The 12,028-nt window shown below is 72.2% G+C and carries 13 protein-coding genes; all 13 read right to left on the reverse strand.

What is annotated here, in order from left to right:
- Positions 1–266: 266 nt before the first annotated feature.
- Entirely contained in the window at positions 267–791 is a 525-nt protein-coding gene (locus E1298_RS36065) for an adenine phosphoribosyltransferase (RefSeq protein ID WP_131901415.1), read from the reverse strand.
- A 106-nt stretch (positions 792–897) separates the two neighbouring features.
- A complete protein-coding gene (gene secF, locus E1298_RS36070) occupies positions 898–2,055 on the reverse strand; it encodes a protein translocase subunit SecF (protein WP_131901417.1) in 1,158 nt (385 codons plus the stop codon).
- A 3-nt stretch (positions 2,056–2,058) separates the two neighbouring features.
- Complete coding sequence (gene secD, locus E1298_RS36075; protein WP_243726020.1) at positions 2,059–3,876, reverse strand: protein translocase subunit SecD; 1,818 nt, start codon at positions 3,874–3,876, stop codon at positions 2,059–2,061.
- Between the two features lie 41 nt (positions 3,877–3,917).
- On the reverse strand, positions 3,918–4,478 hold the full coding sequence (gene yajC / locus E1298_RS36080) for a preprotein translocase subunit YajC (protein ID WP_165975840.1): 561 nt from the start codon (positions 4,476–4,478) through the stop codon (positions 3,918–3,920).
- Positions 4,479–4,654: 176 nt separating this feature from the next.
- Positions 4,655–5,728, reverse strand: a complete 1,074-nt coding sequence (ruvB, locus tag E1298_RS36085) for a Holliday junction branch migration DNA helicase RuvB (protein ID WP_131901419.1) — start codon at positions 5,726–5,728, stop codon at positions 4,655–4,657.
- A gap of 28 nt (positions 5,729–5,756) precedes the next feature.
- A complete protein-coding gene (ruvA, locus tag E1298_RS36090; RefSeq protein WP_131901421.1) occupies positions 5,757–6,362 on the reverse strand; it encodes a Holliday junction branch migration protein RuvA in 606 nt (201 codons plus the stop codon).
- Positions 6,359–6,952, reverse strand: a complete 594-nt coding sequence (ruvC, locus tag E1298_RS36095; protein ID WP_424923192.1) for a crossover junction endodeoxyribonuclease RuvC — start codon at positions 6,950–6,952, stop codon at positions 6,359–6,361. Before ruvC ends, ruvA begins: the two co-directional genes overlap by 4 nt.
- A 92-nt stretch (positions 6,953–7,044) precedes the next feature.
- Positions 7,045–8,196, reverse strand: coding sequence for a GNAT family N-acetyltransferase (locus tag E1298_RS36100; protein WP_131901423.1), 1,152 nt, complete (start codon positions 8,194–8,196; stop codon positions 7,045–7,047).
- An 81-nt stretch (positions 8,197–8,277) separates the two neighbouring features.
- Complete coding sequence (locus E1298_RS36105) at positions 8,278–9,033, reverse strand: YebC/PmpR family DNA-binding transcriptional regulator (RefSeq protein ID WP_131901425.1); 756 nt, start codon at positions 9,031–9,033, stop codon at positions 8,278–8,280.
- A gap of 1 nt (position 9,034) precedes the next feature.
- A complete protein-coding gene (gene pdxT, locus E1298_RS36110) occupies positions 9,035–9,655 on the reverse strand; it encodes a pyridoxal 5'-phosphate synthase glutaminase subunit PdxT (protein WP_279499398.1) in 621 nt (206 codons plus the stop codon).
- Positions 9,656–9,774: 119 nt separating this feature from the next.
- Positions 9,775–10,389, reverse strand: coding sequence for a DUF6928 family protein (locus tag E1298_RS36115; protein ID WP_131901429.1), 615 nt, complete (start codon positions 10,387–10,389; stop codon positions 9,775–9,777).
- Between the two features lie 159 nt (positions 10,390–10,548).
- Positions 10,549–11,472, reverse strand: coding sequence for a pyridoxal 5'-phosphate synthase lyase subunit PdxS (pdxS, locus tag E1298_RS36120; RefSeq protein ID WP_131901431.1), 924 nt, complete (start codon positions 11,470–11,472; stop codon positions 10,549–10,551).
- A gap of 143 nt (positions 11,473–11,615) precedes the next feature.
- On the reverse strand, positions 11,616–12,028 hold a 413-nt coding region (locus tag E1298_RS36125), incomplete at its 5' end, for a DUF3048 C-terminal domain-containing protein (RefSeq protein WP_131901433.1).

The following is a 12,028-nucleotide window of genomic DNA, read 5'->3' on the forward strand; positions in this document are numbered from 1 at the left end:
GGGCGGGCTGGTCGGCGGGCTCTCCGGCGCGCGCAGCGGGCGCGGGTGGCCCGGCCTCCCCGGCGTCGCCCGCCTCCGCGTTCCCCCGTGCTGGACGGGTTCCGGCCGCGAGTCCTGCCGCGGTGTCGGTCACCGCGTCGGTCGATACCACCTCACCTGGCACCCAGCCTCCCTAGTTCGCGCGGGCGCGGTTCCCTTCCGCCCTGCGGAACGCGCCCGGTCCCACGGACCGTGGTGCCGCCAGTGTATCCGGCACCGTTTTCGTGCTAGACGGTAACCAACGAGTGGACGTCCAGATTCCCGAGCCTGCCGCGTCCCTCCAGGAACGACAGCTCGATGAGCACCGAGACCCCGACGACCTCGGCCCCGCCCCGGCGAACGAGCTCGGCGGTCGCCCTGGCCGTCCCGCCGGTGGCGAGGACGTCGTCGACGATCAGCACCCGGTCTCCGGGCTCGAACGCGTCGACGTGCATCTCGACCGTCTCGGTCCCGTATTCGAGATCATAGGTCTCCTGGAACGTCCGCGACGGCAGCTTTCCCTTTTTGCGCACCGGGACGAAGCCCGCGCCGAAGTGGTAGGCCACCGGCGCGGCGAGGATGAAGCCGCGCGCCTCGATCCCGACGATCTTGTCGATGGTGCCGCGCCCGTGGTGGTTGACGATCGCGTCGACCACGCCGGCGAACGCGACGTGGTCGGCGAGCAGGGGCGTGATGTCCTTGAAGACCACGCCCGGCTTCGGATAGTCGTCCACGTCGCGGATCCGGTCCTGGATCAGCTTGCCGAGGTCCACGTTCCACTCCCCTGTGAGGTGTCCACGTCATGAGCCGGCCGTGCCCGCGTCCCGTCCCGGAGGGGGACGGGACGCGGGCACGGCCGGTGCGTCCCGGGTGCGGCCGCTACTTGCCGCCGCCGCGCCGCTGCTGGCGGGAGCCGCGCTTGGGCTGCTGCCGCGGGCCCTGCTGCACCACCTTGCGCACGGTGACGCTCGCCTTCAGATCCTGCTCGCCGCCGCCCTCGGTCTCCTCGCCGCCATCCGGCTCGTCCCCGGACGGGCCGGTCACGGCCTTGACCTTGGCGGACCTGGCCTGCCGCTTGGCGCTCGTCTCGCGGCGGGCGCGGTTGGCGTGGATCTGGCGGAACTGGGGCTCGCGCTCCTTCAGCTGCACCAGCAGCGGCGTCGCCACGCACAGCGAGGAGTACGTACCGATGATCATGCCGACGAACAGGGCCAGCGACAGGTCCTTCAGCGTGCCCGCGCCGAACAGCGTGGTGCCGATGAACAGGATGGCCGCCACGGGCAGGATCGCCACCAGCGAGGTGTTGAGGGAGCGGACCAGGGTGTTGCTGAGCGCCTCGTTGGCGGCCTCGCTGTAGGTGGTCTTGGAGTTGGCGTTGAGCGGCCTGGTGACTTCCTTGATCATGTCGAAGACCACGACCGCGTCGTACAGCGAGTAGCCGAGGATCGTCAGGAAGCCCAGCAGCGTGGCGGGGGTGACCTCGAAGCCCGACCAGGCGTAGACGCCGGCGGTGATGACCAGGTCGTGGACGAGCGCGACCACCGCGGCCAGCGCCATCCGCCACTCGAACGCCACCGACAGGTAGGCGATGATCAAGATCATGAAGACGAACAGGGCCTGCCACGCCTTCTTCTGGATCTCACCGCCCCACGAGGCGCCGACGACCTGGGTGCTGACCTTGTCGCCCGGGATGCCCAGCTGCTTGGTGACGTTCGACTTGACCTTGGTGACCTGGTCCGAGGACAGGCTCTCGGTCGTCGCCCGCCAGTCGCCGCCCGCCTTCTGCACGATCACCTGGTGGGCGCCGCCGCCGGCGACGGCGCCGCGCACCTCCTCGATCGAGTGGCCGGAGGCCTTGAAGGTGAAGACCGAGCCGCCCTTGAACTCCACGCCGATGTTGAGGCCCTGGAACACCAGGCCGGCGATCGACATGATGAGCAGCACCCCGGAGATCGAGTACCAGATCTTCGGCTTGCCGACGATGTCGGCGCTGACCTCGCCCTTGTAGATCCGGGAAAGGATCGCGCGCAGCCCCATGTCTCAGACCTCCTGGCTCGTGGAGCGGGCGGCGCCGCCGGACGCGGCCGGCGGTGTACGGCGCAGGCGCTTGGCGTCGAGGCCGGACAGCGGATGCCCCTTGCCGAAGAAGTCGGTGCGCGAGAGCAGCGCGACCATCGGCTTGGTGAAGAAGAACACCACGACGACGTCGATGAGCGTGGTCAGCCCCATCGCGAACGCGAACCCGGCCACGCCGCCGACCGCGAGGAAGTACAGCACGAGGGCGGCGAGGAACGTCACGGCGTCGGCGACCAGGATCGTGCGCCGGGCCCGCTTCCAGGCGTTCTCCACCGACGAGCGCAGCTTGCGGCCGGCTCTCAGCTCGTCCCGCAGCCGTTCGAAGTAGACGATGAACGAGTCGGCGGTGATGCCGATGGAGACGATCAGGCCGATGATGTGCGGCAGGGAGAGCCGGAAGCCCATCCCCTCGCCGAGGATCACCACCGAGATGTAGGTGATCACGGACGCCACCACGAGGCTGGACACCGCGACCACGCCGAGGCCCCGGTAGTACAGCAGGCAGTACAGGACGACCAGGATCAGGCCGATGCCGCCGGCGATCAGGCCGCCCCGCAGCTGGTCGGCGCCCAGCGTGGACGACACCTCGTCGATGGAGCTCTGCTTGAACTCCAGCGGCAGCGCGCCGTACTTGAGCACGTTGGCCAGGTCGGTGGCGTACCGCTGGTTGAAGCTGTCGGGCGGGCCGTCGATGCTGGCGGTGCCGCCGGTGATCGCGCCCTGGTTGATGCTGGGCGCCGAGACGACCTGCCCGTCCAGGATGATCGCGATCTGCGACCGCGGCGAGCCGGCCGCCTGCTGGTAGGACTTGTACGCCTCGGTGGTGGCCTCGCCGAACTGGCGGGACCCCTTGCCGTTGAACTGCAGCGAGACCGACCAGCTCGCCTGCCCCTGCTGCGGGTCCGGCGGCATCGCGTTCGCGCTGCGCACGTCCTCGCCCAGCACCCGCACCGGGCCGAGGATGTACTTGGCGATCTGGTCCTTCTCTTCCTTCTGGTCGCAGGCCGCGACCCACTTGCGGTTGGGGTCGTTCGACCCGGGGGCCCGCCGGTCGCCGACATAGCAGTTGAGCGCCTCGAACTGCTTGATGACGGCCTTGTCGTCGATGCCGGTGTAGTCGGCGGCCGGGGCCTGCGGGGCGGTCGTCGTCGGCAGGCCGGACGGCACGCCCGACGGGGACCCCGACGGGGCCGGCGACGCCGTGCCCGAGCCGGACGGCTTGGGCGTCGGCGCCGCGAGCGCCTGCGACATGGCGCGCCCGCGCGGCGAGGCCGATGAGGACGGCGAGACCTGCGAAGACGGGGAGGCCGAGGCGGACGGCGACGGGGAGGGCGACTTCCCGTCCTTGCCCTTGCCGGACGGGCTCGGCGACGGGCTGGGCGCCGCGGCCGCCGTCGGCTTGCCGTCGGCGACCGCGAACACCTGCCGGAACTGCAGCTTCGCCGTCGTGCCGATCAGCGTGACGACGCGGTTCTGGCCCTCGCCCGGCACGTTCACGACGATGTTGTTGCTGCCCTGCTTCGCGACCTCGGCATCGGACACGCCCAGACCGTTGACCCGCTGCGTCATGATCTTGACGGCCTGGTTCATCTGCTCGGACGGCGGGTTCTTGCCCTTCTCGGTCTTGGCCGTGAGCGTGACGGTGGTGCCGCCGGCGAGGTCGAGCCCCAGCTTGGGCGTGATCCGCCCCTGCAGGAGTGCCACACCGGCCAGGGCCACCGTGATCGCGAGGAGCACGAGGAGCGTGCGCCCGGGCTTGGGGACGTTGCTAGGCGGAGCCACTGGTCGTCTTTCTTCCCGTCTTGAGATCGGTGCCGGAGGCGTCAGGCGGAGGGGTTCTCCGCCGCCTTGGCCTTCACCATGGGCTTGGACGCGGCCTCCCCTGCCTCGTCCTCCTCCTCGGCGTCGACGGTCGTCGCCCCGGCGCCACTGCCGCCCTTGGCGTTCTTCCCGCCCTTGGCGTCCTTGGCGTCGTCGGCGTCCTCGGTCTCGCCCTTGGTGAGCTCGACGCGGTCGGCGTCGTCCTCGGCCTGGTCGTCGTTCTCGTCCTCGTCCTCGTCGAGCTCGTCGTCGAGGTCCTCGGGCTCGTCGTCCTTGAGGACCTGCATGACGGCCTGCTTGAGGAAGCGCACTTCGACGCCCGGGGCGATCTCCAGGAGAAGCCCGTCGTCGTCGACCGACACGACGGTCGCCCGCATGCCGCTGGTCGTCAGCACCCGCGCTCCCGGCTCCATGCGGCTCTGCATCTGCAGCGCCTCTTTGCGGCGCTTGCTCTGCGGCCGGATGAGCAGGAAGTAGAAGACCAGGGGTACGGCGAGGAGCAGCAGCAGGGTGGAGGGCCCGCTGCCGCCCGACGAAGCCGCGATAATCATGTCGCTGCCCATTACTGGGGGCATCCTTCCGATGTGGTTTGCCCAGCCCGCGGCCGGATCGGCCGCTCCCGCGGAACCCGTCGGCTGGAGACGGTGAATCAAGTCCCGGAGTCTAGAGAGTACGCCAGACCCCGGCAACGACGTGACGATCGACGACGCCGGGAAGTTCCCAACCCGTTACCAGATGATCACGAATCGGGCCGGTCGGCATCCTCGTCCACCTCGAACAGGGTCCCGGCCATCGGCGACGCGGGAGGCTGCGCGAGCCCCAGATGCGCCCAGGCGGCCGCCGTGGCCACCCGCCCGCGGGGCGTGCGGGCCAGCAGACCCTGCCTGACCAGGAAGGGCTCGGCGACGACCTCGACGGTCTCGGGCTCCTCCCCCACCGAGACCGCCAGCGTCGACAGTCCCACGGGCCCGCCGCCGAACTTGCGCAGCAGCGACCCGAGCACCGCGCGGTCGAGGCGGTCCAGGCCCCGCTCGTCCACCTCGTACAGCTGGAGCGCGGCCCGCGCCAGGTCCTGGTCGACCGCCCCGTCGGCGCGCACCTCCGCGTAGTCGCGGACGCGGCGCAGCAGCCGGTTGGCGATCCGCGGCGTCCCCCGGGAGCGCCCGGCGACCTCGGCGGCCGCCTCGTCGGTGATCTCCACGTCCAGCAGCCGCGCGGACCGCCGGATGATCACCTCCAGCTCCGCCGGCTCGTAGAAGTCCATGTGCGCGACGAACCCGAACCGGTCGCGCAGCGGCCCCGGGAGCATGCCCGCGCGGGTGGTGGCCCCCACCAGCGTGAACGGCGCGATGTCCAGCGGGATGGCGGTGGCCCCCGGGCCCTTGCCCACGACGACGTCGACCCGGAAGTCCTCCATCGCCATGTAGAGCATCTCCTCGGCGGGCCGCGCCAGCCGGTGGATCTCGTCCAGGAACAGCACCTCGCCCTCGGCGAGGGTGGACAGCACGGCCGCCAGGTCCCCGGCCCGCTCGATGGCGGGGCCCGAGGAGATGCGCAGCGGCTGCCCCAGCTCCGCCGCGATGATCATGGCGAGGGTCGTCTTGCCCAGCCCGGGACCGCCCGACAGCAGCACGTGGTCGGGCGTCCGCCCGCGCCGCAGCGCGCTGTGCAGCACCAGCGACAACTGCTCGCGGACCCGCTCCTGCCCCACGAAGTCGTCGAGCTTCTTGGGCCGCAGCGCGGCCTCGATCACCTGCTCCTCGGCCCCGTCGGGGTCGGCCGAGACGAGCCGTTCAGGGTCGGCGGCGCTCATGGCCTCACCTCCGCCGGGCGGTTCGCGCTCATCTGCTCAGCTTCTTGAGGGCGGACTTGAGCAGGACCGCGACCGGGGGCGTCTCGGAGCCGTCCAGGTCGGCGGCGACCGCGTCGACGGCGGCGTCGGCGTCCTTGGCGGACCAGCCGAGGTTGATCAGGCCGGCCTGCACCTGACCGCGCCAGGTCTCGGTGCGGGCGGACGGGCGCGCGGCGGCGGCGCCGTCGCCGACGGGGCCGCCGAGGCGGTCCTTCAGCTCCAGGACGATGCGCTGGGCGCCCTTCTTCCCGATGCCGGGCACCTGGGTGAGCGCGGCCAGATCCTCGGACGCCACGGCGTGGCGCAGCGTGTTCGGCGTGTGCACGGCGAGCATCGCCAGGGCCAGGCGGGGCCCGACTCCGCTGGCGGTCTGCAGCAGCTCGAACACCGTGCGCTCGTCGTCGTCGGCGAAGCCGAACAGGGTGAGGGAGTCCTCCCGGACGATCAGCGACGTCGGCACTTTCGCCTGGTCGCCGACCCGGAGCCCGGCCAGGGTGGCCGGGGTGCACTGGACGGCGAACCCGACGCCGTGCACGTCGATCACCGCCCCGTCCGGCCCGGCGGCGGCCACCTGGCCGCTGACGAAGGCGATCACTGGCTGGTTCCTCCTCTGGTACGGGCGGCGAGCCGCTCCCGCTCGGCCCTGGCCGCCTCCTCGATCCGCGACCGCTGCGCCCGGGCCAGCCGGGCCTGGGCGCCGCCGCGCCACACATGGCAGATGGCCAGTGCCAGCGCGTCGGCCGCGTCGGCGGGCCTCGGCGCCGCCTCCAGGTGCAGCAGCCGCGTCACCATCCGGGTGACCTGGGCCTTGTCGGCGCGGCCGTTCCCGGTGACGGCGGCCTTGGCCTCGCTGGGGGTGTGCAGCGCGACGGGCAGCCCGCGGCGGGCCGCCGCGAGCATGGCGATGCCCGCGGCCTGCGCGGTGCCCATCACGGTGCGGACGTTGTGCTGGGAGAACACCCGCTCGACCGCGACGGCGTCGGGGCGCAGCTCGTCCATGAGGGCCTCGATGCCCCGCTCGATGCCGAGCAGCCGCAGGGCGTGCTCGTCCTCCGGCGCGGTCCGGACGACCGTGACGTGCACCAGCTGGAGCCGTCCGCCGGGGACTCCGTCGACGACCCCCACCCCGCACCGGGTGAGCCCGGGGTCCACCCCCATCACCCGCACGCCCGCTCCTTCGATCATCTGTTCGGCCGACACGCTACCAACTCAGCATCGCATCGTTCACCGCGTCGGGCCGTGTCGTCGGAAGTACGTGTCCTCAGAAGTACGTGTCCTCAGAAGTAGTCGAGCGAGAACGGGGAGGCGGCGAAGGCGGCGGCCGGCCCGTCCGCGGGGCCGCCCTGGAGGAGGCCGGAGCGGCGCAGCGCGGGCACCGGGGCGCCCGCGTAGAGGGCCGCCAGGCCGCGGGGGCCGAGCCGCACGGCGTCCGGGTGCTCGGCGGCGCGTTCGAGCCGTCCCTGGCCGTCCTTGATCGACAGGTGCCAGTGGCCCGTGTTCGCCGGACGGGCCGGGTCGTCGATGCGCAGCGGCGCCTCGGCCGTGACGCCCTCGGGGTAGCCGCGGGCCTCGATCGCGGCGGGCGCGTCCACGACGCGCAGCATCCACGGGTACCGCTGGACGGTCTCGTCATCGCGCTCGCGCATCAGCCACAGCACCGGGTCGGCGGGCGCCACGCACGCGCGGACGGTGGCGGCCGTGGAGGAGCCGGACCCGACGATGGCCCACAGCGCGCGCAGCGTGCGCTCGGAGCGGGCCACGAGCCGGGTGACCTCCAGCAGGGAGTTGCCGCCCGCCCAGCGGTAGGAGAGGAACCCGTCGTCGGCCAGATAGCAGTACTCCTCGCGCTCCCCGAGCAGGGCGCGCCACGTCGCCTCGTTCCAGACGATCGGGCCGCAGTCGCGCGCCGCCTCGTGCGCGCGGCCGACGACCGCGGCCACCTCGGCGGCGTCCGGCGGGCCCGCCCGGCGGACGGGGACCCGCTCGGCGGCGACGGTGCGCAGCGCCTCGGCGGGGAGGTCCATCATGTGCTGGGCGCCCGCGTGCTCCCAGCCGAGCGACCGGTAGAGGGGCGTGGTCGCCGGATACAGCATCGACAGCGGATGCCCGAGCCCGGCGCACCGCTCCAGCAGCTCCGCCATCATCCGGCGGCCGAGCCCGCGGCCGCGCTCCTCGGGCGCGACAGTGATCCCGCCCACGCCCGCCATCGGGACGGCCCGGCCGTGCCACCACTGCGTCAGGTCGTGGAGGCGGCCGGTGGCGACGATCCTGTCGCCGTCGAACCCGGCGAACTGCCGCCCGGCCTCCAGCAGAGGCCGCACGAACCGGGTGTTCTCGGCCCACTCGTCGTCCGGCATCGGGCCGAAGGCGCGGGCCCGGATGTCACGGGTGGCGTCGATCTCGTCGGGCGCGAGCGCGCGGATCTCCATGATCCAGACCGTATGCCATGCCGGGGACGGTGACGCCGCCGCGCCCGGGACGGGCGGCGGCGGCGCTCACGGCGGTCGCGCTCAGGCGTCGAGGGCGGCCAGCACCTCGTCGGGGACGTCGAAGTTCGCGTAGACGTCCTGGACGTCGTCGGAGTCCTCCAGGGCGTCCAGGAGGCGGAAGACCTTCTTGGCGTTGTCCTCGTCCAGCGGGACGGTGACGCTCGGGAGGAACTTGCTCTCGGCCGACTCGTAGTCGATGCCGGCGTCCTGGAGCGCGCTGCGGACCGCGACCAGGTCGCCCGCCTCGCTGACGACCTCGAAGTTGTCCTCGTCGAGCTCGTTGACCTCCTCGGCGCCCGCGTCCAGCACTGCCAGCATCAGGTCGTCCTCGCTCGTGCCCGCCCTGGGGACGATCACGACGCCCTTGCGGGTGAACATGTAGGAGACCGAGCCGGGGTCGGCGAGGGAGCCGCCGTTGCGGGTGAGGGCGACGCGGACCTCGGAGGCGGCCCGGTTGCGGTTGTCGGTCAGGCACTCGATGAGCACGGCCACACCGCCCGGGGCGTAGCCCTCGTAGGTGATGTTCTGCCAGTCCGCGCCGCCGGCCTCCTCACCGGCGCCGCGCTTGCGCGCGCGCTCGATGTTGTCGTTGGGGACCGAGTTCTTCTTCGCCTTGTAGATGGCGTCGTACAGCGTGGGGTTGGCCTCGGGGTCGCCACCGCCGGTGCGGGCGGCGACCTCGATGTTCTTGATCAGCTTGGCGAAGAGCTTGCCCCGCTTGGCGTCGAGGGCCGCCTTCTTGTGCTTGGTCGTCGCCCATTTGGAATGGCCGGACATCTCACTCCTCCTCGTCCATCGCCCGGCGCACCAGATCGGCGAAGTAGTGGTGCACGCGGAAGTCGCCCGTCAGCTCCGGGTGGAAGGCGGTCGCCATGAGGCGCCCTTGGCGGACGGCGACGATCCTACCGGCGTTCGCGCCGCCCTCGGCGCGGCCGAGGACCTCGACGGCGTCCCCGACGGCCTCGACCCAGGGCGCGCGGATGAAGACGGCGTGGTACGGCGTGTCCCCCATACCGGTCAGCGGGACCTCCGACTCGAACGAGTCGACCTGCCGGCCGAAGGCGTTGCGCCGCACCGTCATGTCGATGCCGCCGATGGTCTCCTGGCCGGCCACGCCGTCGCGGATCCGGTCCGCCAACATGATCATTCCGGCGCAGGAGCCGTAGGCGGGCAGCCCGCCCTCGATCCGCTTGCGCAGCGGCTCCAGCATCTCGAACGAGCGCGCCAGCCGCCACATCGTGGTGGACTCCCCGCCGGGCAGGACGAGCCCGTCGACCTGCTCCAGCTCCTCGGGACGGCGCACGTCGAGGGTGCGCACACCGGCGGCCTCCAGCGCGCGCGCATGCTCGCGCACGTCGCCCTGCAAGGCGAGAACACCGATCGTCGGCACAGCAGTCACGTAAGAACCTTCCGGGGGTGCACAGGGGGCGAGAACAAGCCTAGACATGACGTACAACGTTCCAGGACGCCGCGCGTCTTCCCCCGGACGGGCGGGACGGCGCGGGCGGGGCGCCGGGGTCAGGTGTGCTTGAAGCGGCGCAGCGGGAGCTCCAGCGGCAGGAAGCCGTCCTCGCCCCGGTCGGCGATCCCGCGGCCGAACATGTGCGCCTCGGCCAGCGCCAGCCCGAACTCCTCGGGGTCGAACGGCAGCGGCACGTCGGGGGCGCCCTCGTCGATCGTCCGCCAGAAGGGGCGCTCGGCGGGCAGCCGGTCGCCCAGGTCGACCACGACGCCGTCCTCCGCGGTCACGAAGACGTCGCGGAGCAGCTCGCCGGATTTGTACCAGCGGAACCAGCAGCCGTGGATGACGTTGTGCAGGACGAGCACGCCGCAGTGCGAGCCGGGCAGGGCCGCGGCGGCGGTGTCGGCGATCCGGCGGGCGTCGTCGTCGAGGCAGAACAGCCGCCGGTCGCACAGCAGCAGCGCCCGCTCGAACGCGCCGACGAACAGCTCGTCCTCGTAGGGCCAGAGCGCGAAGTCCAGGACCGTGTCACCGGTCTCGGTGAGGGTGGCCGCCGGATACAGTCCGCGCGCGATCGTCGCGGCGGCGCCCGGATCGGGCCTCAGGCCCGGCCGGAACACCTCGGTGGGTTCACCCGCGCTCGCGCAGGCCAGCGCGACCGACCAAGCCATGCTCTCCCCTCCCGCGGCCGGGCACCGCCCAGGCGCCCTGTAGGCCCCTACCGGCCGCGCGGCCAGCGTAAACCCTCGGCCATGGTGGTGTGGAGGGGGGTCCCGAAGTCGTCACCCGGCCGTCCCGCCGGGTGACGACTCCGGGCCGCCGGAACGCGGCTACCAGCCGCGGGCGGCGAACTTCTGGTCCTCGCCGAGGGAGGCGACGTTGATGCCGACCATGGCCTCGCCGAGCCCGCGGGAGACCTTGGCGATCACGTCGGGGTCGTCGTGGAAGGTGGTGGCCTTCACGATGGCCTCGGCGCGCTGGGCCGGGTTGCCGGCCTTGAAGATGCCGGAGCCGACGAACACGCCCTCGGCGCCGAGCTGCATCATCATGGCGGCGTCGGCGGGGGTGGCGATGCCGCCCGCGGTGAACAGCACGACGGGCAGCCTGCCGTCCCGCGCGACCTCCTTGACCAGCTCGTAGGGGGCCTGGAGCTCCTTGGCGGCCACGTACAGCTCATCGTCCGGCAGCGACCGCAGCCGGCGGATCTGCTGGCGGATCTGGCGCATGTGGGTGGTGGCGTTGGAGACGTCGCCGGTGCCGGCCTCGCCCTTGGAGCGGATCATGGCCGCGCCCTCGGTGATGCGGCGCAGCGCCTCGCCGAGGTTGGTGGCGCCGCACACGAACGGCACGGTGAAGGCCCACTTGTCGATGTGGTTGTCGTAGTCGGCCGGGGTGAGCACCTCGGACTCGTCGACGTAGTCGACGCCGAGGGCCTGGAGCACCTGGGCCTCGACGAAGTGGCCGATGCGGGCCTTGGCCATCACCGGGATGGAGACCGCGGAGATGATCCCGTCGATCATGTCGGGGTCGCTCATCCGGGAGATGCCGCCCTCGGTGCGGATGTCGGCGGGCACCCGCTCCAGGGCCATGACGGCCACCGCGCCGGCGTCTTCGGCGATCTTGGCCTGGTCCGGCGTGACGACGTCCATGATCACGCCGCCCTTGAGCATCTCCGCCATGCCGCGCTTGACGCGGGCGGTCCCGGTCTCGGGCGCGGCGTTCTCGGGGGCGGGACTGGAAGTGGACACGGGCATTCCTCACGTGGGCGGACGACAAGTCGCTTTCCATGATATTGCCTGCTAGTGCCACCGCTCGACCCGGCAGAGTGTCAACGGGAGGGCGGCACCGGTTACGCGATGACCATTGACCCCCGGGATGCCCCCGGATCTAGGGCGCCCTAGGGGATGTAGGGCTTGCCGTCGTTCAGCAGGACGACCCAGACCTGGCCGGGGGCGAAGTTGATCGGCTCGCCGGCGGGGGTGGTGTAGGTGGTGCCCTTGTCCTGCGTCGGCCGCGACCATCTGGCCTGGTAGGCCCGGCCGTCCCGCAGGACGACGGCGCGGCCGGCGCCGGTGGTGTGGATCAGCGGCGTGTAGCTGCCGAGGAAGTCGTGGAACCGCGAGCGGGTGGTCTTGGCGTACTGGACGACGATCGTCCGGCCGCCCAGCTGCCCGCCCTCGGCGGCGCGGTCGGGCTGCCCGCCCCAGGTGGCCAGCCAGCGCTTCTGCCGGGCCGACCAGGTGAACCCCATGGTGGCGGCGGGCCATCGGGCGGTGAAGGAGCGGGTGGGCCGGCCGCCCTGGGGGGCGG

It is taken from the genome of Actinomadura rubrisoli (assembly GCF_004349215.1).
GTDB lineage: Bacteria > Actinomycetota > Actinomycetes > Streptosporangiales > Streptosporangiaceae > Spirillospora > Spirillospora rubrisoli.